Source organism: Burkholderia sp. BC1 (genome assembly GCF_052683555.1).
In genome coordinates, this window is sequence record NZ_JBQYLP010000008.1 from 23,636 (window position 1) to 44,818 (window position 21,183).

General features: G+C 70.6%; 15 protein-coding genes and 2 riboswitches. Of the genes, 9 read left to right on the forward strand and 6 right to left on the reverse strand.

Annotated elements, in window-relative coordinates; all coding sequences use genetic code 11:
• Nucleotides 1-7 precede the first annotated feature (7 nt).
• The 6 genes from ACSHSS_RS05885 to ACSHSS_RS05910 are packed head-to-tail and all read left to right on the forward strand — an operon-like array spanning nt 8 to nt 11,542.
• Complete coding sequence (locus ACSHSS_RS05885) at nt 8-4,984, forward strand: amino acid adenylation domain-containing protein (protein ID WP_445544687.1); 4,977 nt, start codon at nt 8-10, stop codon at nt 4,982-4,984.
• A complete protein-coding gene (locus ACSHSS_RS05890; protein ID WP_445544688.1) occupies nt 4,974-5,990 on the forward strand; it encodes a GNAT family N-acetyltransferase in 1,017 nt (338 codons plus the stop codon). The genes ACSHSS_RS05885 and ACSHSS_RS05890 overlap by 11 nt, the downstream gene beginning before the upstream one ends.
• A gap of 31 nt (nt 5,991-6,021) precedes the next feature.
• A complete protein-coding gene (locus tag ACSHSS_RS05895) occupies nt 6,022-7,386 on the forward strand; it encodes a lysine N(6)-hydroxylase/L-ornithine N(5)-oxygenase family protein (RefSeq protein WP_006412899.1) in 1,365 nt (454 codons plus the stop codon).
• A 43-nt stretch (nt 7,387-7,429) separates the two neighbouring features.
• Nucleotides 7,430-9,634 (forward strand): TonB-dependent siderophore receptor, encoded by a 2,205-nt coding sequence (locus ACSHSS_RS05900; RefSeq protein ID WP_445544689.1) that lies wholly within the window; start codon nt 7,430-7,432, stop codon nt 9,632-9,634.
• A gap of 58 nt (nt 9,635-9,692) precedes the next feature.
• Nucleotides 9,693-10,532: a N(5)-hydroxyornithine transformylase PvdF gene (locus ACSHSS_RS05905; protein WP_445544690.1), complete on the forward strand. Its 840-nt coding sequence runs from the start codon at nt 9,693-9,695 to the stop codon at nt 10,530-10,532.
• Nucleotides 10,532-11,542 carry a GNAT family N-acetyltransferase gene (locus ACSHSS_RS05910; protein ID WP_012213358.1) on the forward strand — a complete coding sequence of 337 codons (1,011 nt, stop codon included), beginning with the start codon at nt 10,532-10,534 and terminating at the stop codon, nt 11,540-11,542. The genes ACSHSS_RS05905 and ACSHSS_RS05910 overlap by 1 nt, the downstream gene beginning before the upstream one ends.
• A 46-nt stretch (nt 11,543-11,588) precedes the next feature.
• Here ACSHSS_RS05910 and ACSHSS_RS05915 read toward each other — a convergent pair whose 3' ends face one another.
• Together ACSHSS_RS05915 and ACSHSS_RS05920 are read right to left on the reverse strand one after the other, a co-directional pair.
• Nucleotides 11,589-12,515, reverse strand: a complete 927-nt coding sequence (locus ACSHSS_RS05915; RefSeq protein WP_445544691.1) for a nucleotidyl transferase AbiEii/AbiGii toxin family protein — start codon at nt 12,513-12,515, stop codon at nt 11,589-11,591.
• Entirely contained in the window at nt 12,484-13,554 is a 1,071-nt protein-coding gene (locus tag ACSHSS_RS05920) for a type IV toxin-antitoxin system AbiEi family antitoxin (protein ID WP_445544692.1), read from the reverse strand. Before ACSHSS_RS05920 ends, ACSHSS_RS05915 begins: the two co-directional genes overlap by 32 nt.
• A gap of 254 nt (nt 13,555-13,808) precedes the next feature.
• Between ACSHSS_RS05920 and ACSHSS_RS05925 the strand changes: the two genes are divergently transcribed.
• Nucleotides 13,809-14,972, forward strand: a complete 1,164-nt coding sequence (locus ACSHSS_RS05925; protein ID WP_006412903.1) for a M20 aminoacylase family protein — start codon at nt 13,809-13,811, stop codon at nt 14,970-14,972.
• A 49-nt stretch (nt 14,973-15,021) separates the two neighbouring features.
• Here ACSHSS_RS05925 and ACSHSS_RS05930 read toward each other — a convergent pair whose 3' ends face one another.
• Genes ACSHSS_RS05930 through cobA form a run of 4 tightly spaced genes read right to left on the reverse strand, consistent with a single transcriptional unit; the run spans nt 15,022 to nt 18,098 of the window.
• Entirely contained in the window at nt 15,022-16,326 is a 1,305-nt protein-coding gene (locus tag ACSHSS_RS05930) for a cobyrinate a,c-diamide synthase (protein ID WP_445544693.1), read from the reverse strand.
• Nucleotides 16,327-16,329: 3 nt separating this feature from the next.
• On the reverse strand, nt 16,330-16,932 hold the full coding sequence (gene cobO, locus ACSHSS_RS05935) for a cob(I)yrinic acid a,c-diamide adenosyltransferase (protein WP_445544694.1): 603 nt from the start codon (nt 16,930-16,932) through the stop codon (nt 16,330-16,332).
• A gap of 27 nt (nt 16,933-16,959) precedes the next feature.
• A complete protein-coding gene (locus ACSHSS_RS05940) occupies nt 16,960-17,334 on the reverse strand; it encodes a cobalamin biosynthesis protein (RefSeq protein ID WP_445544695.1) in 375 nt (124 codons plus the stop codon).
• Nucleotides 17,334-18,098 (reverse strand): uroporphyrinogen-III C-methyltransferase, encoded by a 765-nt coding sequence (gene cobA, locus ACSHSS_RS05945; protein ID WP_445544696.1) that lies wholly within the window; start codon nt 18,096-18,098, stop codon nt 17,334-17,336. The genes ACSHSS_RS05940 and cobA overlap by 1 nt, the downstream gene beginning before the upstream one ends.
• Before the next feature lie 173 nt (nt 18,099-18,271).
• Nucleotides 18,272-18,505, reverse strand: a riboswitch (cobalamin riboswitch).
• 51 nt (nt 18,506-18,556) lie between these two features.
• Nucleotides 18,557-18,815: riboswitch (cobalamin riboswitch) on the forward strand.
• 172 nt (nt 18,816-18,987) lie between these two features.
• Here cobA and ACSHSS_RS05950 point away from each other — a divergent pair.
• Both ACSHSS_RS05950 and cobW read left to right on the forward strand, forming a co-directional pair.
• Nucleotides 18,988-20,046, forward strand: coding sequence for a HoxN/HupN/NixA family nickel/cobalt transporter (locus ACSHSS_RS05950; protein WP_445544697.1), 1,059 nt, complete (start codon nt 18,988-18,990; stop codon nt 20,044-20,046).
• 25 nt (nt 20,047-20,071) lie between these two features.
• Nucleotides 20,072-21,181, forward strand: coding sequence for a cobalamin biosynthesis protein CobW (gene cobW / locus ACSHSS_RS05955; protein WP_445544698.1), 1,110 nt, complete (start codon nt 20,072-20,074; stop codon nt 21,179-21,181).
• Nucleotides 21,182-21,183 lie beyond the last annotated feature (2 nt).

Sequence of the window (21,183 nt, forward strand, 5' to 3'; positions counted from 1 at the left end):
ACGACGGATGACGAAGGTTCAACCCGACTGGCTCGCGCTCGCGACGCGGTTCGCGCAATTGCCGGACGCGCAGCGCGCGGTGTTCATCGACAAGCTCGGCGCGGCCGGCATCGATTTTCGCGTGCTGCCGATTCCGCCGCGCACGCCGCGCAGCGACCGCGTGCCGGCGTCGTTCGCGCAAACGCGGTTGTGGCTGCACGCACGGCTGATCGATGCGCCGCAGGCGTATCACATCACCGAGCGGCTCGCGCTGACGGGGCCGCTCGATCCCCACGCGCTGCGTGCGGCATGCGATGCGCTGATCGCACGTCACGAGGCGCTGCGCACGACGTTCGACGAAACGGCCGACGGCGTCGCGCAGACGATTCATCCGCCATTGCGTTGCCCGTGGCGCGAAACCGATCTCGAGGCGCTGCCGCCCGCGCAGCGCGACGCCCGTGCGCACGACGTCGCGGCGGCCGACGAAGCCGAACCGTTCGATCTCGGCGCGGCACCGCTCGTGCGCGCGCATCTGCTGCGTTTCGACGCGACGCGGCACTGGCTCGCGCTGACCGTCCATCACATCGTGTCCGACGGCTGGTCCTCGGGCGTCATGCTCGACGAACTCGCGGCGTTCTATCGCGCCTATGCGGACGACCGGCCGGTGTCGCTCGCACCGCTGCCGATCCAGTATGCCGACTACGCGCTGTGGCAGCGCCGCTGGCTCGACGCCGGCGAGCGCGATCGTCAGCTCGCGTTCTGGCGTGAGCGGCTCGACGCGCAGCGCGGCGTGCTCACATTGCCCGGCGCGCGTGCACGGCCGGCGCGCCGCAGCGCGCTCGGTGCGCGGCATGCGTTCTCGCTCGACGCGCAGCTCGGCGCGCAGCTGCGCGCGTTCGCGGCCGCGTCGGGAGCGACGCCGTTCGCGGTGCTGCTCGCCGCACTCGACACGCTGCTCGCGCGCGCGACCGGCGAGGCGCGGATCTGCGTCGGCGTGCCGGCCGCGAATCGCGAACGGGCGGAGACGGCCGGGCTGATCGGTTTTTTCGTCAACACGCTCGCGATCGACGTCGACGTGCCGGCCCATCGCGATTTCGCGTCGCTGGTCGCGCGCACGCAACGCGCGCTCGTCGACGCGCAAATGCATCAGGACGTGCCGTTCGAGCAGGTCGTCGACGCACTCGGCGTGCCGCGCAGCGCGAGCCATCATCCGCTGTTCCAGGTGATGGCCGCGTACGGCGAGCGCCGCGCGCTGCCGGCGTTCGGCGCCGCGTCGGCCGCGCTGCTGCCGTCCGGCACGCCGTCGGCGAAATTCGACCTGACGCTCGCGATTGAAGCGACGCCCGACGGCACGTTCGACGCCGCATTTGTCTATGCACTCGACCTGTTCGAGGCCGATGCGATCGCGCGGCTCGCCGGCCGTTTCGTCACGCTGCTGCGCGATGCGCTCGCGCGGCCCGACACGCCGGTCGGCGATCTGGACTGGCTGCCGGCCGACGAGCGCGCGCAGCTTGCCGCGTGGAATGCGCCGGCCGGTGCGGCCGAGGCCGAACCGTTCGTGCCCGTGCACGCGCGCATCGCCGCCCATGCACGGGCGCGGCCGCACGCGCGCGGCGTCGCCGACATCGATCGTGCGCTGACGCGCGGTGAGGTCGACGCACGCGCCGCACGGCTCGCGCGGCGCCTCGTCGCGGCCGGCGTGCGGCCCGAAATGCGTGTCGGCGTCGCGCTGCAGCGCTCGGTCGATCTGCTCGTCGCGCTGATCGCGGTGCTGAAGTCGGGCGCCGCGTTCGTGCCGCTCGATCCGGCGCATCCGCGCGAACGGCTTGCGCAGATCGTCGACGATGCGCGCATCGCGCACGTGCTGACCGACGGCGCGAGCGTCGCGTCGTTGCCCGAGGCGCCTGCGTTGCGCGTATGGCGCGCGGATCGCATCGACACGCTCGACGAAGCGGCCGACGTCGCGCTGCCCGACGTGCTGCCCGGCCACGCGGCGTACGCGATCTACACGTCGGGGTCGACGGGCAAGCCGAAGGGTGTGATCGTCGATCACGCGTCGTTCGCGCGCCATTGCGTGGCGATCGCCGAGCGCTACGGCGCCGGCGAGGACGACGTGTTCCTGCTGTTTCAGTCGGTCAACTTCGACGGCGCGCATGAAGGCTGGTTTTCGCAGTACATGTCGGGCGCGGCGGTGTCGGTGACGGCCGACGTGCTGTGGCCGCCCGCGCAGACCTGCGCGATGATGAACCGCGACGGCGTGACGATGACCTACGTGCCGCCCGGCTGCGCGGCGCAGCTCGCCGAATGGGCGCTCGCGCACGGTGCGCCGCCCACACTGCGTTCGCTGACGGTCGGCGGCGAGGCGACCTCGCGCGAAGCATTCGCGATGCTGCGCCGCGCGCTGCCGAACGTGCGCGTCGTGAACGGCTACGGGCCGACCGAGACGGTGATCACGCCGACGCTCTGGATGTTCCGCCCCGGCGACGATCTCGCGAAGCTCGGTGACGCCGCCTATCTGCCGATCGGCACGCTGGTCGGCGCGCGCACCGCGCACGTGCTCGACGCGCGGTTGCATCCGCTGCCCGTCGGCGTGATCGGCGAGCTCTATCTCGGCGGCGAAGGAATCGGCGTCGCGCGCGGCTATCTCGACCGGCCCGCGCTGACGGCCGAGCGCTTCGTGCCCGATCCGTACGGCGCGCCGGGCGCGCGGCTGTATCGTACGGGCGACCTCGTGCGGCGCCGCGCGGACGGCGTGTTCGACTTCATCGGCCGCGTCGACCATCAGGTGAAGCTGCGCGGGCTGCGGATCGAACTCGGCGAGATCGAGGCGCAGCTGGCCGCACACGACGCGGTCCGCGAAGCGTGCGCGATCGTGCACGGGCAGGGCGCGCAGGCGCAGCTCGTCGCTTACGTCGAACTGACGGCCGAGGCGCGCGCGGCCGCACAGCCCGTCGACGCCGCGACGCTCGACGCGCATCTGCGCCGCACGCTGCCCGATTACATGGTGCCCGCGCAGCTGATCGTACTCGACGCACTGCCGCGCAACGCGAACAGCAAGGTCGACCGCGCGCGGCTGCCGGCGCCGGTGCGCGTCGAGCGTGCGTACGAAGCGCCGCACGACGGCGACGAAGCCGCGCTTGCGGCGATCTGGCGCGACGTGCTCAACGTCGAACGCGTCGGCCGCGGCGATCATTTCTTCGAGCTCGGCGGACATTCGCTCGCGGCCGTGCGCGTCGCGACGCGCGTGGCCGAACGGCTCGGTCGCGACGTGCCGGTGCGAGCGCTGTTCGAGGCGCCGCTGCTCGCGCAATACGCACGGCAGGTCGCGGCCGCGCCGCGTGCCGCGCACGCGGACGCCGCGGCCCCGCGCGTCGCGGTCGCACAAGCCGATGCGTGCGGCGTATGGCCGCTGTCGCCCGCACAGCTCGCGCTGTGGTTCCTCTGGCGCGCGCAGCCGGAGAGCGCCGCCTACAACATTCCGGTCGCGCTGCGCGTGCGCGGCCCGCTCGACGTCGACGCGCTGCGCGCGGCGTTGTCCGACGCGGCAGCCGTTCATCCGGCGCTGCGCGTGCGCATCGTGCCGCGCGCGCACGCGCTGCCGGGGCAGCGGATCGTCGACGCGACGCCGTTCGCGCTGCCGGTCGTCGATCTGTCCGGGCACGACGACGCACATGCGCGCGCGGTGGCGCTGACCGACGACGATGCGCTCGCGCCGTTCGATCTCGCGGCCGATGCGCCGCTCTGGCGCGCGCGCCTGTTGCGGCTCGGCGCCGACGATCACGTCTTGTCGATCGCGATTCACCACATCGTGTCCGACGGCGAATCGATCGAGCTGTGGCTCGACGCGGTGCGCACGCGCTACGTCGCGCACGTGCGCGGCAACGCTGCGCCGACCGGCAAGCCGGCACCGTTCGTGTTGCCGGCGCCGGCTGCGGCGGGGCGCGTCGACGACTGGCGCCACGCGCTCGCCGGCCTGCCGGCACGCATCCTGCCGCAGCGTGCGGACGCGCCGGCGGTTCCGCAATGGCGCGCCGCGCGCCTCGCATTCGAATTCGATGGCGCGCTGATCCGCGCGGCGCGCGACGCGGCATCGGCCGCGCACGCGACGCTGCCGATGCTGCTGCACGCGGCGCTGAACGCCGCGCTGTTCCGCGTGACGGGCGCGGGCGACCAGCCGGTCGGCGTGCTCGCATCGACGCGCGAGCTGACGGGCGACGCGGCGCGCGACGCGCTCGGGCTGTTCATCAATGCGGTCGTCGTGCGGACGCGGCTTGATGCGACCGCGCGCCGCGCGGACGTGCTCGCGCAGGTGCGCGACACCGCGCTGGCCGCCTATGCGCGTGCCGACGTGCCGTTTGCCGACGTGGTCGCCGCGCTGCGCGCACCGCGCGCGGCCGATGCGAATCCGCTGTTCCAGGTGATGTTCAACTATCTGCGCCCGACCGGTGCGGCCGCACGCGACTGGGCCGGGCTGTCGGTCGCCGCGTTCGACGACGTGCGGCATCGCGTCGTGTTCACGCTCGAACTGGACGTCGTCGAGCATCCGGACGGGCGCGTCGGCGCGGCGTTCTCGTATGCCGACGAATTGCTCGACGGCCGCTTCGTCGAGGCACTCGTCGCGCGCTATCACGACGAAGTCGCACGTTTCGCGCATGCGGCCGACACGGTACTCGGCGCGCCCGACGCGCACGTCGCTGCGGCGCCCGTGCGCGCCGCGAGAGGCGACGACGCCGATGCACGGGCGCGCGCGTCGCGCACGGCCGCCGCGCTCGCCGCGCTGTGGTCCGACACGTTCGCGACCGCCGCGCCGGCGCCCGACGCGGACCTGTTCGAGGCGGGCGCGACGTCGTTCGACGTCGTGCGCTTCGTCGATGCCGCGTGCCGCGCGGGCCACGCGCTGACGATCGACGACGTGTTCGCCGTGCCGACGCTCGCCGCGCTCGGCGCGCGGCTCGACGCACGCGCGCACGCCGACGCATATCGGGAGGCTCGCCATGCTGGCTGAAGTGCGCGCGGACGGATACACGGTGCCCGATACCTGCCGACTGACGTTCGCGAACGAACTGTGTGCGGCACGCGACGGTGCCGAGATTCGCGTCTCGCACGGCGACGGCATCGGCGCGCAGCTGCTGCGCGCCCAGCTGACGGACGACGGCGCGCTGCGCCTCGTCGCATACAACCATCGCGCGGCGCCGGCCGAGCAGCGGCGGGCGGTGCTCGCCGCGCTCGCGGCGGCGTTCGCGGTCGACGTCGCGCGCACGTCGGTCCGTCTCGACGCGGCCGCATGGCCCGCGGTCGCGCTCGATGCGCTGCGCGCGAGCGGCGTGCTCGGCGACGGCGGCCAATGCATGCGCGAAGGGTGGGCGCAGCAGGCCGATCTCTGGCTCGTCGAGGCACGGCCGCCGTGCGCGACGCTGCCGACGCTGACCGACGGGCGGCGCCATCCGCGCCGTCCGCCCGCGCCGCGCGCCGAGGTCTATGCGCGCGACGTGCCGGCGCTCGGCGTGCGTTTCACGCTGCGCGGCTGGCAGCCGGCCGATGATCCCGCGCGCATCGCGCGCTGGTTCGACACGCCGCGCGTGCGCGACGGCTGGCCCGGCGCGCAGCCCGGTACGGCGGCCGACTTCGAGCCGCACGTGACGCCGCTCGTCGGCTGCTTCGACGGCGAGCCGTTCGCGTATTTCGAAGCGGTATGGCTGAAAGAGGATGCGCTCGCGCCGCACGTCGCCGCGCGCGACTACGACCGCGCGCTGCGGATGCTGGTCGGCGAGTCGCGCTGGCGCGGCGCGCACTGCATCGCCGCGTGGCTGCCGAGCGTCGTCCATTACCTGTTTCTCGACGATCCGCGTACCGAAGCGATCGGCTGCGCCGTACCGGCCGGACACGCGCGGATCGCCGACCTGCTCGCGCGGCACGGCTTCGCGCGGCGGCGCCGTCTCGCGCTCGCCGACGGACAGCCGCTGTGGATGTGCACGCGGCGCGACACGTTCTTCTCCGGCCGTCACGTCTGACGGGCCGGTTCATCGACAAGGGAGCTGAGACATGCAGAGAGAAACCGTATTCGACCTGATCGGCGTCGGCTTCGGGCCGTCGAATCTGGCGCTGGCCGTGCGCCTCGCCGAGCGCGGCGGCCCGCGCGCGCTTGCGCATTGCTTCGTCGAGCGGCAGCCGGCGTTCGGCTGGCATCGCGGGATGCTGCTCGACGACTGCCGGATGCAGATCTCGTTTCTGAAGGATCTCGTCACGATGCGCGATCCGAAGAGCCGCTACACGTTCATCAACTATCTGTTCGAACGCGGCCGGCTGAACGAATTCATCAACCTGAAGAACTTTTATCCGACGCGTGTCGAATTCCACGACTACCTGAGCTGGGTCGCCGACGCCTTCGACGATCGCGTGCACTACGGCGAAACGGTCACCGCGATCGAGCCCGTGCACGGCAGCGGGGCGCGCGTCGATGCGCTGCGCGTCGTGTCGCGCGATGCAGACGGACAGACGCATCGGCGCGTGACGCGCGCGCTGTCGGTCGGCATCGGCGGCGCGCCGGCGATTCCCGACGCGTTCGCGGCACTCGGCACCGACCGCGTGATCCATTCGTCGTCGTATCTGGCCGACATCGCGCGGCTCGTCGCCGCACCGGACGGCGAACGTCGCCGCGTCGCCGTGATCGGCGCCGGGCAGAGCGCGGCCGAAGTATTCGTCGATCTCGCGCGCCGCTTCCCGCATGTCGACGCGAGCCTCGTGATGCGCGCCGGCGCGCTGAAGCCGGCCGACGACAGTCCGTTCGTCAACGAGATCTTCAGCCCGGCGTTCACCGACGTCGTCTACGCGCAGCCGCACGACGCGCGCCGCGCGCTGCTCGAGCGCTATCGCGACACGAACTACGCGGTCGTCGATCGGCCGCTGATCGAACAGATCTACGAAATGCTGTACCTGCAGCGCATCGACGGCACGCCGCGCCACGCGCTGCTCGCGAACCGCGCGATCGAAGCCGCGACGCGCACGGCGGACGGCCGCATCGAGCTCGCGACGCGCGACCGGATGAGCGGCGCCACGCAGGTCGAACGTTTCGATGCGCTCGTGCTCGCGACGGGCTACCGCCGCGACACGCACGCCGCGCTGCTCGCGGGCCTCGCGCCGGAGCTCGGCGATGCGCTGGCGCGCGGCGACGTCGGGCGCGATTACCGGCTCGCGACGCCCGCGCACTTCGCACCGCGCATCTATCTGCAAGGGTGTTGCGAAGACAGCCACGGGCTGTCCGACACGCTGCTGTCGGTGCTGGCACGACGTGCGGACGAAATCTGCGCGTCGCTCGAAAGCGGCATGCCGGGCGCGCACGACGATGCCGCGGCCCGCGCACGACAAGAAAACGGGGTGAGCGCGGGCCGCATGGCTTTCGCTCTTTGAGAGGCGCGGTCGGGAGACCGCATGACAAGTGGAGCAAAAGAAGATGGATTGGGCAACAGGCACGCGGCTGCGTGCGATCGCGGCCGCGGCGAGCGTGGCATTCGGTGCGGCGGCCGCCGGACAGGCGTTCGCGCAGACCGCGCCGGCGGCGAATGCGCAGGCCGCTGCACCGAACGCTGCGTCGGCCGGCACGCTGCCGGCGATCACCGTGAACGCGGCGTCGGAAGGCGACGGCACGGTGGGGCTCGTCGCGAAACGCAGCCGGACCGGCACGAAGACCGACACGCCGATCGAGGAGATCCCGCAGACGATCAACGTCGTGACCGCGCAGCAGATCGAGATGACGGGCGCAACTGACGTGAACACCGCGCTGCGCTACGTGCCGGGCTTTTCGTCGTACGGCTCGGACAACCGCTCCGACTGGTACGCGGCGCTGCGCGGCTTCACGCCGACCGCGTACGTGAACGGCCTGCAGGTGCCCAACACGCTGAACCTCGCGAGCTGGCGCGTCGATCCGTACATGATCGACAGCATCACCGTGCTGCGCGGCCCGACGTCGGTGCTGTACGGCGCGGGTGACCCGGGTGCGATCGTCGACGTGAAGACGAAGCTCGCCGACGGCGAGCGCGTACGCGAAGCGGGCGTCGAAATCGGCAACTACGCACGCAAGCAGTTCATGATCGACGTCGGCGACAAGCTCGATCCGGACGGCAAGTACGCGTACCGGTTCGTCGGCGTCGCGCGCGACGGCAACGCGGTGACCGGCCCGAACAACGATCAGCGCGTCGCCCTCGCACCGTCGTTCCGCTGGCGCCCGAACGCCGACACGTCGCTGACGCTGTCGGCCACGTATCTGCAGGACTGGGGCGACATCTCGTCGAACTTCCTGCCCGCGGCCGGCACGGTGCTGCCGAATCCGAACGGGCAGATCACGAAGGACATCTACGAAGGCGACGGCAACTTCAACTACTACCGCAAGAAGCAGTGGTCGCTCGGCTATCAGTTCGAGCACAACCTGAACTCGATGTGGACGTTCCGGCAGAACACGCGATGGATGCATCTGTCGCTCGACAACGGCTCGGTGTGGGGAGCGGGCTTCGCCGACGAAACGCTGACCGAAATCAACCGCTGGGCCGGCGTGTTCCAGATGAACTACAGCCGCTTCGACATCGACAACAACCTCGAGGGCCGTTTTGCGACGGGTCCGCTCCAGCACACGCTGCTGCTCGGCTTCCAGTACAACCGCCAGACGGCGACCGATAGCGAATGGCTCGCCGCCGCGCCGACGCTGAACCTCTACAACCCGGTGTACACGCCGGTCACGACGGCCGTGTTTTCCAATCCGGACACCACGTACCGCACCAACACGTACACGACGATGAACACGTTCGGCCTGTACGCGCAGGACCAGATCAAGTGGAACCGCTGGACGCTGACGCTCGGCGGCCGCGAGGACTGGGTCAACATGCGGATGGACGATCGCGCGGCCGGCACGCAGTCGAAGGCCGACGTGTCGGCGTTTACGGGCCGCGTCGGCCTCACGTATCAGGCCGGCTACGGGCTGTCGCCGTATATCAGCTATTCGACGTCGTTCAATCCGATCATCGGCGTGAGCCTGCTCGACGGCGGGGTGCCGAAGCCGACGCGCGGCAGGCAGATCGAAGCGGGCCTGCGCTGGCAGCCGCCCGGCAAGAACCTGATGCTGAATGCCGCGATCTATCAGATCAACCAGACCAACGGCGTTACGCCGGCGCTGCTGACGCAGGATCCGAGCGGCACGAAATCCGTGCAGACCGGTGAAGTGCGCGCGCGCGGGATCGAGCTGAGCGCAACCGGCAAGGTCACGCCGAACCTGTCGCTGATCGCGTCGTACGCGTATCAGGACGTGAAGGTCGTGCAGGCCAACGACGCGACGCTGAACAATTGGCCGGTCGACATTCCGCGGCCGCGCCAGATGGCGTCGCTGTGGGCCGACTGGACGTGGCACACGGGGCCGCTCGCGGGCTTCGGGCTCGGCGGCGGCGTGCGCTACCAGAGCGCGTCCGCCGGCGCGGCCGACAACTCGCTGACGGTATCGAGCTACACGCTGATCGACGCGGCCGTGCATTACGACGTGCGCAACTGGCGCTTCGCGGTGAACGCGACGAACCTGTTCAACCGTCATTACATCAGCGGTTGCCAGTCGACCTCGGTCTGCATGTTCGGCAACGACCGCACGGTGATCGCCACCGCGAAATACAACTGGTGACGCCGCGCGCCGCGGGCCGCCGCCCGCGGCGCGGGCGTCCGTTCAACACGACGCATTCATGCCGAAGAAAAATCTCGTCTATATCCAGTCGCTGCGCAACGGCGCGGCCGATCGCGCCGGTCAGCCGGTCGCCTACAAGGGCGGCACGCGCTACATGAAGGCGCCGCTCGAATTTCTCGTCGAGCGGCTGAACGACTCGCCGCTCGGCGAGCGCTACACGCTCGCGGGCGTAATCGTCGACGACGACGAAGGCTCGGCCGCCGATCGCGCGAAGCTCGCCGACTACGGCTTCGTACGCACGCCGGGCCGTCCGTGGATTCTGCCGGACGGGCTGACGGTGCAGGGCACGCCGGTCGATGCACTGTTCTGCTCGGTACCGTCGACGTACCGGCGGCTGCCGCGCGACGCGCGCGAGCGCGTGGCCGGCAAGCAGGCGTTCGAGCGGCGGCTGCTCGAACGGCTGCTCGAGCTGAACGCCGACATCGTCGTGCTCGACGGGCTGCTCGTGATCCTCGACGAGCTGGTGCGGCCCGGCGCGCGCTTTCACCGGCGCATCGCCAACATTCATCCGGGCATCACGGCCGACGGTTCGCCGTACCAGCGGCGCGGCGCATGGGCGACGCTCGATGCGCTGCACGGCGCGCGCGGCGAGCGCGTCGATTGGGCAACCGGCACGACGACGCCGGTCGCGCCCGTGACGATGACGGGCGCCTCGTTCCACCATGTCGACAACGGCATCGATTCCGGCGAGGTGATCTGCGACGTGCTCGACACGCCGATCGCGCCGGACGACACGATCCTCGAACTGCGCTGGAACAACTTCCAACGCAGCCTGTTTCCGGCGCTCGAGCGCGGGCTGCATCTCCTCGCCGATCGCCACGACGCGGGAGCACTGTGATGGCACCGACGCTGACGCAACCCGAAGAAGCGATCGAGACGGCCGACGGCGACGTCGCCGCCTTGCGCGATCACGGCGCCGATACGGCGCCCGCCGCCGATCGCGTGCTCGACGCATGGCGGCCCGACGATCCGCCGGGTGCGCTGCTCGCCGAGCTCGTCGCGCTGTTCAATACCGACGCACGGCGCGATGCGGCGACGATCGCGCTGCCGATCGCAGGCACCGACCCGGACGCCGTCGCCGCGTACGTCGCGCGCGCGGTGCGCGAAGGCGTGATCGACGCGGCGCAACGCGCGGGCGACCGCCTTGACGTGACCACGTCGCGCGCGACGTTCTGGCAGCATCCGCAGCCGTGGCTGAAGGCGCCCGCGTCGGGCGGGATGCCGCTGCGCTACACGATCACGAACGGCCACCGTCATCCGGTGCGGCCGCCGACGCCGGCCGGCGAGATCTATGCGCGCTACATGCCGCAGGTCGGGATGACGTTCAGCCTGCGCACCGTCGACGTCGACGCGCATGCGGACCTCTTCAGCGGCTGGATGAATCTCGATCGCGTCGCGCATTTCTGGGATCAGCGCGGCACGCGCGACGAGCATGCCGCGTATCTCGCGGAGCGGCTCGCCGATCCGCACATGCATCCGATGATCGGCTATTTCGACGACACGCCGTTCGGCTATTTCGAGTTCTACTGGGCGAAGGAGGATCGGCTCGCGCCGTTCTACGACGCGCACGACTACGACCGCGGGCTGCATCTGCTGATCGGCGATTCGCGGTTCCAGAGCGCGGGCAAGCTGCATGCGTGGTGGAGCGGCGTGCTGCACTACATGTTCGTCGACGAACCGCGCACGCAGCGGCTCGTCGGCGAGCCGCGCGTCGATCACGTGCGGCACATCGCGTATATGCACCGGCTCGGTTTCTACACGCTCAAGGAGTTCGATTTCCCGCACAAGCGCGCGGCGCTGACCGTGATCGAACGCGATACGTTCTTCGATACGTTCCGGCTGCCGTGATGCGCGTGGGGCGCATGGCGGACAGGCATGGACGCGGCGGCGGGCGCTACGTGCGCCGTGCGTGCTCCTCGGCGCCGGCGTCGGGCTCGTCCGCGAGAAATGCGTCGCGGAATGCGTGCAGATAGCGTTCGGCGTCGTCGGTGAAGTCGCCCGGCTGCCACGCGAATGCGCGCGCGAGCAAATCCTGGCCGAGCGTCGCGTAGGTCGCGCGGTCGGACAGCAGTGCGCGCACCGCATCGCGCGTCGCCGGCGACGCGATCCGTTTCGCGTCGCGCGCAAGCAGCGCGGCGGCCGCGCGCGTCGGATCGAAGTCGTGCGCGGCGAGCAGGTCGGGCGCGACGTCCCAGATGCGCGTGCGATCGCCTGCGTCGTGTGCATGCGTGAGCAGGAACAGCAGGTCGTACGCGTCGTTGTTCTGACGCGCGCGGCGATCCTTCCACGCGAGCAGTTTCAGCAGCGACAGCGCCGGCAAGCTTGCGACCGGCACGACCGTATGCGTATCGATGGCGACGGGCAGCGCATGGTCGACGGCCTCCTGGAAACCGAGCACGTTGAGCACGAACTCGCCGCCGGGCGGCCACGCGATTTCACCGGGCGGCGCCTCGAGCGGACCGAACGGCACGAGATCGAGTTCGGTGCGCCAGCCGCCCGTGTCGGCGGCAAACAGCAGCTTCTGCTGATGCTTCGGGGCGCGCGCGAATTGCCCGGTCGCAACGAGCGTGTCGACGAGCCGGTCGTGGAACGGCCAGCTGACCGCGCAGACGGCCACGTCGACGTCGCGCGTGGCGCGGACCGGCCGGATCCCGTATACGTGCCACATCAGGATGTCGCGCGCGGTCGCGCCGGCGACGACGAACGCCGCGTCGACATCTGCGCACGCGTCGCGCACGGCGCGCAGCAGGGCGACGGTCGCAGGCTCGAGCGGACGCTCTGCGTCGACCTCAAGCGGGCGGATGGGCGAGGTATCGGTCATGGATCTGTTCGGCGGCGGCAAGATTGCGGCTGTCTCCGGTCGAGACGAGATCGGCGTAGATCAGCAGCGGCGGCACGAGCGGCAGCGCCGGATCGCGCCAGTCGAGCGCCGCGGACGGCGGCCAGAATGCTTCGAGTATTTCGACGTCGCCGCGTTCGTCCGCGCGCAGCCGCGCGTCGAGCAGCAGGCGGTTCGACACGGGCCCGTGCGTATAGACGGTGATCGCGGCCGGCTTCAGGTCGTGCGTCAGCAGATCGGCGGCCGGTTCGCCGCCGAGCCGCGCATCGACGGCCGCGAAATCGACCGCGCGCCACCAGTCGGGCGCCAGACCGGAAAACCGCCGCACCGGCAGCTTCGCACGCAGGCGGCTCGGGTAGAGCGCGACCCATTCCTGCACGAAGCGCGGCCAGTCGGGAAACACGCGCGTGCCGTCGCGGCGGCGGCCGAGCAGGCCGCGCGCGAGCAGATCGTCCATCACGAGGTTCACGGTGCCGAGTGCGACGCCCGAGGCGGCCGCGATCGCGCGATACGGCGCCTGCGCGAGGCCCGGCGTGGCCGCGAGCGCGAACATCACGGTCATGCCTTTCGGCGTGGTCGCGCGCGACGTCGGCGCCTGCCGCGTGCGCGCGGGCTTCGGGCGGCCCGCGATCATCACGGTCGCTTCCGGTTCGGCCAGGAACGTATTGCCGGCCGTGTCGAGAAACGGGATGCCTGCGTCGATCAGCTGCGCCGCGAGTTCGTCCGGCACATGCGGCGCGACGAGCAGGAGCGGGCGCTGGCCGCGCGCGCGCGGCGCGCTGCGGCCGTGCAGCGCCGCATGCGCGGCCTGCAGCGAATCGGCGCGCACGCACACCGCAGCCGGCATCTCGAACACCTGCGCGCCGACGTCGAAGCGGATCATCGCATCGGCATGCGCGCGGTACGCGGGCGGCACGCGCATCGGCGTCGCGCGAAAGCCCCGCGTGGCGCGCGCGAACGCGGCGCAGGCGTCGGCCAGCAGCTGCTGCGCGGGGGCGGAAAGAGGCGCGGGAGTCGGCATGTCGGCACGCGGTTGTTCACTTTTCGAAGAGCGTACACAAAAAATGTACATTCGTCAAAAAATGAACATCCTGACACTATGTCGTTGACAGAAAAGTACTTTACTCAACCATGCCGTCTTCCTGCCGGGCGACCGCGCGCGCTCTTGAAGCCGGCAACCGACGGTTGCCGCCGTGACGACTTTCCGGCTGCCGGGTTGCCGCCGAACGGACTATCCTTGCGTGCATCTTTCCCCGCATACAAGGAGACGACACCGTGACGCACAGCGTGATTCCCGCCGGCCTCGCCGACGAAATGATCGAGATTCGGCATCGCATCCACGCGCACCCCGAGCTGGGCTTCGAGGAATTCGCGACGAGCGACCTCGTCGCCGAGCAACTGCGCGCATGGGGCTACACCGTGCATCGCGGGCTCGGCGGCACGGGCGTCGTCGCGCAGCTGACGGTCGGCCAGGGCACGCGGCGTCTCGGGTTGCGCGCCGACATGGACGCGCTGCCGATCCTCGAGGCGACGGGGCTGCCGTACCAGAGCACGATCGCCGGCAAGATGCACGCATGCGGGCACGACGGCCACACCGCGATGCTGCTCGCGGCCGCGAAGCATCTCGCGCGCGAACGCTGCTTCTCCGGCACGCTGAACCTGATCTTCCAGCCGGCCGAGGAAGGGCTCGGCGGCGCGAAGAAAATGCTCGACGACGGGTTGTTCGAGCTGTTCCCGTGCGATGCGATCTTCGCGATGCACAACATGCCGGGCTTTCCGACCGGACACTTCGGCTTCCTGCCGGGGCCGTTCATGGCGTCGTCGGACACGGTGATCATCGACGTGCAGGGGCGCGGCGGCCACGGCGCGGTGCCGCATCGCGCGATCGATCCGGTCGTCGTCTGCGCGCAGATCGTGATCGCGCTGCAGACGATCGTGTCGCGCAACGTGCCGCCGCTCGACATGGCGATCGTCACGGTCGGCGCGATCCATGCGGGCGAAGCGCCGAACGTCATTCCCGACCGCGCGCAGATGCGGCTGTCGGTGCGCGCGCTGAAGCCCGAGGTGCGCGATCTGCTCGAGACGCGGATCAAGGAAGTCGTGCACGCGCAGGCCGCGGTGTTCGGCGCAACCGCGACGATCGACTATCAGCGCCGCTATCCGGTGCTCGTCAACGATGCGGAGATGACCGCGTTCGCGCAAGGCGTCGCGCGCGAGTGGGTCGGCGAAGCGAACCTGATCGACGCGATGGTGCCGCTCACCGGCAGCGAGGATTTCGCGTTCCTGCTCGAACGGCGTCCGGGCTGCTATCTGATCATCGGCAACGGAGACGGCGAGGGCGGCTGCATGGTGCACAACCCCGGCTACGACTTCAACGACGCGGCGCTGCCGACCGGCGCGTCGTACTGGGTCAAGCTGACCGAGGCGTTTCTCGTCTGATGCGCCGGCCGGACCGCGCACCGGCATCGCCGCGCCGGCTCGCGCATCGTCAGAATGCGTCGCCGGTGAACAGCGCGGCCGTCGCGTGCGGATTCGACGGCCAGTACAGGTGCATGTAGGTCGCGACGATCGCGCCGACGCGATAGACGGCTTCGCCGCTGCGCGCGTCGTCGCCCGGGCGCTGCGCGATCGCGGCCGGCGCCAGCGGCGTCGCGAGCCGCGAATAGTGGAACGTGTGGCCGCGAAGCGTGCCGGCCCGCGTGTCGAGCTGCTGCATGCCGAGCGCCGCGAAGCGGCGCTGCATCGTCGCATGGCCGGGCAGCAGCCCGAGCATCGGCGTCGTCGTGCCGTCGACGTCGGTCAACGATTCGCATAGATAGAGCATTCCGCCGCATTCGGCGACGATCGGCCGCCCGGCCGCCGCATGGGCGCGGATCGTCGCCGCGCTCGTCCGATTCGCGGCGAGCGTACGCGCATGCAATTCCGGATAGCCGCCCGGCAGAAACAGCGCGTCGCATTCATCGGGCACCGGCTCGTCGGCGAGCGGCGAAAAGTACCGCACCTGCGCGCCGAGCGCGTCGAGCAGCGCGAGATTGGCCGGGTAGATGAACGAGAACGCGGCATCGCGCGCGATCGCGACCCGCTTGCCGGTGAGCATGTGCGGCAGCGGCGCGGCCACGGCCGGCGGCGCGAAGCCGATCGCGGGCGGCAACGCCGCGAGCGCCGTGTGCGCGAGCGCATCGGCCGCGCGATCGAGCCGCGCGTCGAGATCGGCGATATCGTCCGGCTGGTGCAGGCCGAGATGCCGTTCCGGCAACGCGAGCGCCGCATCGGCCGGCAAATGCCCGAGCCAGCGCAGATCGTCGGGCAGCGCCTGCCGCAGCAGCGCCGCGTGCCGGTCGGAGCCGACGTGGTTCGCGAACACGCCGTGAAACGGCAGGCCGGGGCGGAAGCGCGCAAGTCCGAACGCGATGGCCGCGAACGTCTGCGCGACCGATTTCGCGGAGATCACCGCGACGATCGGCACGCCGAACGCGGCCGCGAGATCGGCACTGCTCGGCGTGCCGTCGAACAGGCCCATCACGCCTTCGATCAGGATCAGGTCCGCGTCGCGCGCGGCGTCGGCGAGCAGCGCGCGACAGCCGGCCTCGCCGACCATGCCGAGATCGAGCGCATGCACGGGCGCGCCGCTCGCTCGCTCGAGCAGCATCGGATCGAGAAAATCCGGCCCCGTCTTGAACACGCGCACGCGGCGGCCGAGCCGCCGATGCAGCCGCGCGAGACCGGCCGTCACCGACGTCTTGCCCTGGCCGGACGCCGGTGCGCTGACGAACAGTGCGGGACAGGCCGGCATCGCTCAGAACTCCACGCCGCGCTGCGCCTTCACGCCTTGCTCCTTGTACGGATGCTTGACGAGCCGCATTTCGGTGACGAGGTCGGCCGCGTCGATCAGCGCGTCGGGCGCATGCCGGCCGGTCACGACGACGTGCAGGTCGGCGGGCCGCGCGGCCAGCGTCGCGAGCACTTCGTCGAGCGGCAGGTAGTCGTACTTCAGCACCGTGTTCAGCTCGTCGAGAATCACCATCCGGTACTCGCCGCTTTCGATCATCCGGCGCGCCTCGTTCCAGCCTTTGCGCGCGGTCGCGATGTCCGCGTCGCGGTTCTGCGTGTTCCACGTATAGCCGTCGCCCATCGTCACGAAATCGCACTCGGCGACCGCGCCGAGGAAATCGCGCTCCGACGTATGCAGCGCGCCCTTGATGAACTGCACGACGCCGAGCCGCATGCCGTGGCCGAGCACGCGCACCGCCATGCCGAATGCGGCGGTACTCTTGCCCTTGCCGTTGCCCGTATGGATGATCAGCAGGCCCTTTTCGTTGACGGCGGCGGCCTGCTTCTTCTCGTGGCCGGCGCGGCGGCGCTCGGCCATCCGCTGATGGGATTCGGGATCGGTCCTCATCGGAATCGTCCTGTCGATAGCAAAGGTTCAGAGCGGGCCGGCGAGCGCGACCGTCACGCCGTCCCGGATGGTTTTCGGTGCAAGCAGCCGGCCGTGCGGCGCGGCCAGCTGCGCGCACGGCTCGGCGACACCCGCGACGCCGAAGCGCGCGAGCGCGGCGGCCGACGGCGCGCTGGCCGCCCGCTGCGCACACGCGGCCAGTTGCGCGGGCTCGAACGCGACGAGCGGCCAGCCGCGTCGCGCGCAGAACGTGCGCAGCGCGCGGGCGCGCGACTTCGCGGCGAGCGTCGCGACGACCGCCGGCTGTGCATCGGGATACGCCGCGAGCGCCGCACGCACGGCCGCGTCGAGCTGCGCGGCGCGCACGCCCGCACGAAAGCCGATGCCGAGCGCGACGCGCATCACGCGCGCTCCGCGCGGCGGCCGCCGGCCAGTGCGGCTTGCACGGCCGGATCGGCGGCCAGCGCGGCGACGCGGCCGATCACGACGATCGCCGGCGAGCCGATGCCGGCGGCGCCCGTACGTTCGACGATCCGGTCGAGCGTCGCGAGCACGTGCCGTTGCGTGTCGCGCGTCGCGTTCGCGATCGCCGCGCACGGCGTGTCGCCGGGCAGGCCGCCGTCGCGCAGCGCGGCGGCGATCGCTTCGAGCCGGCGCATCCCCATGTAGACGACGATCGTCATGCGCGTCGCGGCGAGCGCGCGCCAGTCCGGCTCGTCGGCGCCCGCGCCGTGTCCGGTGACGAAGATCACGCCCTGTGCGTCGCCGCGATGCGTGACCGGAATGCCGAGCGCGGCCGGTGCCGCGATGCCGGCCGTGATCCCGCTCACGACCTCGACCTCAATGCCTGCCGCACCGAGCGCGAGCAGTTCCTCGCCGCCGCGGCCGAACACGAACGGATCGCCGCCTTTCAGCCGCGCGACGCTGCGGCCCGCGCGTAGATGCGCGAGCATCGTCGAGACGATCTCGGCCTGCGGCGTCGACGCATGACCGCCGCGCTTGCCGACGTGCTCGATCCGCGCGTCCGCGCGCGCATGGCGCAGCACCTCGCGGTTGACGAGATCGTCGACGAGCAGCACGTCGGCGGCCGCGATCGCGCGGACGGCCTTCAGGGTCAGCAGGTCGGCGTCGCCGGGACCGGCGCCGACGAGCCATGCGCGGCTCATCGCGCGCAGCACGGCGCGCGCCGTGACGAGACGGGACGGGGCGACGAAACGGCCGCGCGCGGACGGCCTGCGAAATGGCGTGACATGACGGAGCGAAACGAAGCGCCCGTAGCGGGCGGATGACAACGCGCACACTCTCCGTCCCCCGCGGATCGGGCGTTCGGCGAGCGCGGCGCTCGCCCCTTGCGTCGGCCGGTATCCGGGCTGGCCGCTTGCCAGGCCGCAGCCTTCCCGCCCGCTGAAGGGCAGTGGCATCGTGGGCGGCATGGGCGCGTGCGCAAGGCGCATCGCGCGGGCGGCGTACCGTTGCGGGGACAGCACAGGCCGGGCGATGCTCCGCCTCCTGTTTCCCGTTTAACTGCATGCGCGGATTGCGCATGCGAGCACCGAACGCGGCGCATACGATAGCACAGCGATCGCGGCCGCCGTTCGCCTTGACGCGGCCCGGCGCCGGAGCCTACACTCGCACGCGTTTCGGTGCTCGCGCGTGCGTTCCTGCACGCGCAGTTAAACGGGAAACAGGGAGTGCGGCTGCCCCGCAGTCGAGCCAACCTGTGCTGCCCCCGCAACGGTAAGCGAACGCATCGCTCCGCGATGCAGCGCCGCTTCGCCGCACGCCACGCGCGTGCGGACGACGCCACTGGATGCCTCGCGTATCCGGGAAGGCGAAGCGGCGTGTTCGTCAGCCCGGATACCGGCCGAGACGGGGGGTACAGCGCCGCGGGGAGGCGGCGCATCGTCCACGGCCGCAGCGCGCCCGACGCCCGAGCGTTTCCGATTTCCCGTCGTCAGGCCGCGCGCGCGGTGCGAACCGGCAGGCAAGCGGCGCCGGCAGGCACGGTGCGGACCGTGTTGGCAGTCACATGTCGACCGTTCATCGCGGAGCACCATGCTCGATTCTTTCTTACGTCTGTTCAACGACAGCCCGTCGGGGCTGCGCGGCAAGATTGTCGCCATCTATTCGCTGCTCGTCGCGTTCAACGTCGGCGCGTGGATCTGGGCGTTCATCGCGTTTCACGGGCAGCCGGTGCTGCTCGGCACCGCGCTGCTCGCGTATGTCTTCGGGCTGCGTCACGCCGTCGACGCGGATCATATCGCCGCCATCGACAACGGCACGCGCAAGCTGATGCAGGAAGGGCGCAGCCCGCTCGGCGCGGGGCTGTTCTTCTCGCTCGGGCATTCGACGGTCGTGATCGTGATGTCGGTCGCGGTTGCGCTGACCGCCGCGTCGCTCGCGCGCTTCGAGAGCATGAAGACGTGGGGCGGCGTGATCAGCACGAGCGTGTCCGCGTTCTTCCTGCTCGTGCTCGCGGCCGCGAACCTGCTGATCCTGATCTCCGTGTACCGGACGTTTCGCGCGGCACGGCGCGGCGACGCGATCGTCGACGCCGATCTCGACATGCTGCTGAACCGGCGCGGCGTGCTCGCGCGCCTGTTCCGGCCGCTGTTCCGGCTCGTGTCGCGCAGCTGGCACCTGTACCCGGTCGGCTTCCTGTTCGGCTTCGGCTTCGATACCGCGACCGAGATCGCGCTGTTCGGCATTTCCGCGACGCAGGTGCAGGGCGGGCTGTCGTTCTGGTCGGTGATGGCGCTGCCGGTGCTGTTTACCGCCGGCATGACGCTCGTCGACACGACCGACGGCATCCTCATGATGGGCGCGTATCGCTGGGCGTACGTGCGGCCGATTCGCAAGATCTACTACAACATGACGATCACGTTCGTGTCGGTGCTGGTCGCCGCGCTGATCGGCGGCATCGAGGTGCTCGCGCTGCTCGCGGACAAGCTGTCGCTGCAGGGGCCCGTCTGGGATTTCGCGACGATGGTCGCGTCGCATTTCGGGATGCTCGGCTACGTCGTGATCGGCCTGTTCGTCGCGTGCTGGGCCGTGTCGGCCGCGATCTACCGCTTCAAACGCTACGACGAGATCGACGTGACGATCTCCGCGTGATGCCTTTTTCGACCGAGGACCTACCATGACCCTACGCAAGCTGCCCGTCACGATCGTCACGGGCTTTCTCGGCAGCGGCAAGACCACGCTGATGCGCCACATCCTGCAGCACGCGAACGGCCGTCGCATCGCGGTCATCGTCAACGAGTTCGGCGAACTCGGCATCGACGGCGAAATCCTGAAAGGCTGCGGCATCGGCTGCGACGACGCGGCCGGCGAGGTGTCGGGGCAGCTGTACGAGCTCGCGAACGGCTGCCTCTGCTGCACCGTGCAGGAGGAGTTCTATCCGGTGATGGAAGCGCTGCTTGAACGGCGCGCGGACATCGATCACGTGCTGATCGAAACCTCGGGCCTCGCGCTGCCGAAGCCGCTCGTGCAGGCGTTCAACTGGCCGACGATCCGCCATGCGTTCACGGTCGATGCGGTCGTGACGGTCGTCGACGGGCCCGCGGCCGCAAGCGGCCAGTTCGCGGAAAACCCGCAGGCCGTCGACGCGCAGCGGCGCGCGGATCCGAACCTCGATCACGAATCGCCGCTGCACGAGCTGTTCGCCGATCAGCTGTCGGCGGCGGATCTCGTGATCGTGAACAAGGCCGAGCTCGTCGACGATGCGCAGTTCGCGCAGATCGAAGCCGCGATCCGCGACGAGATCCCGCCGCAGGTGAAGATCGTGCGCGCGACGCGCGGCGGGCTCGATCTCGCGATGCTGATCGGGCTCGAATCGGCGTCCGAAGACACGATCCATTTGCGTCACGACCATCACGGTGCGGCCGGCGTAGGTGCGACCGGCGTAGGTGCGGCCGACGACGAACAGCACGACCACCATCACGACGATTTCGATTCGGTCGTCGTGAGCGGCGACGCGGGCACGCGCGAGGCGACGATCGCCGCGCTGCAGCGGCTCGTCGAAACGCACACGATCTATCGCGCGAAGGGATTCGCGGCGCTGCCCGACGCGCCGATGCGGCTCGTGATCCAGGGCGTCGGCCGCCGCTTCGACAGCTATTTCGACCGCCGCTGGCAGGACGGCGAAGCGCGCGCGAGCCGCTTCGTGCTGATCGGTGAACGGCTCGACGCGGCCGAGCTGCAACGCGCGTTCGACGCCGCGTGCGCGGCCGAGCCGCAGCAGGCGTAACG

Excerpts from the sequence above, each read along its gene's own strand:
- ACSHSS_RS05920 (WP_445544692.1), bottom strand. The coding sequence starts at position 13,554 with ATGCCGACTCCCGCGCCTCTTTCCGCCCCCGCGCAGCAGCTGCTGGCC.
- ACSHSS_RS05930 (WP_445544693.1), bottom strand. The coding sequence starts at position 16,326 with ATGCCGGCCTGTCCCGCACTGTTCGTCAGCGCACCGGCGTCCGGCCAG.
- cobA (WP_445544696.1), bottom strand. The coding sequence starts at position 18,098 with ATGAGCCGCGCATGGCTCGTCGGCGCCGGTCCCGGCGACGCCGACCTG.
- cobW (WP_445544698.1), top strand. The coding sequence starts at position 20,072 with ATGACCCTACGCAAGCTGCCCGTCACGATCGTCACGGGCTTTCTCGGC.
- ACSHSS_RS05905 (WP_445544690.1), top strand. The coding sequence starts at position 9,693 with ATGCCGAAGAAAAATCTCGTCTATATCCAGTCGCTGCGCAACGGCGCG.
- cobO (WP_445544694.1), bottom strand. The coding sequence starts at position 16,932 with ATGAGGACCGATCCCGAATCCCATCAGCGGATGGCCGAGCGCCGCCGC.
- ACSHSS_RS05885 (WP_445544687.1), top strand. The coding sequence starts at position 8 with ATGACGAAGGTTCAACCCGACTGGCTCGCGCTCGCGACGCGGTTCGCG.
- ACSHSS_RS05915 (WP_445544691.1), bottom strand. The coding sequence starts at position 12,515 with ATGACCGATACCTCGCCCATCCGCCCGCTTGAGGTCGACGCAGAGCGT.
- ACSHSS_RS05940 (WP_445544695.1), bottom strand. The coding sequence starts at position 17,334 with ATGCGCGTCGCGCTCGGCATCGGCTTTCGTGCGGGCGTGCGCGCCGCG.
- ACSHSS_RS05910 (WP_012213358.1), top strand. The coding sequence starts at position 10,532 with ATGGCACCGACGCTGACGCAACCCGAAGAAGCGATCGAGACGGCCGAC.
- ACSHSS_RS05895 (WP_006412899.1), top strand. The coding sequence starts at position 6,022 with ATGCAGAGAGAAACCGTATTCGACCTGATCGGCGTCGGCTTCGGGCCG.
- ACSHSS_RS05890 (WP_445544688.1), top strand. The coding sequence starts at position 4,974 with ATGCTGGCTGAAGTGCGCGCGGACGGATACACGGTGCCCGATACCTGC.
- ACSHSS_RS05950 (WP_445544697.1), top strand. The coding sequence starts at position 18,988 with ATGCTCGATTCTTTCTTACGTCTGTTCAACGACAGCCCGTCGGGGCTG.
- ACSHSS_RS05900 (WP_445544689.1), top strand. The coding sequence starts at position 7,430 with ATGGATTGGGCAACAGGCACGCGGCTGCGTGCGATCGCGGCCGCGGCG.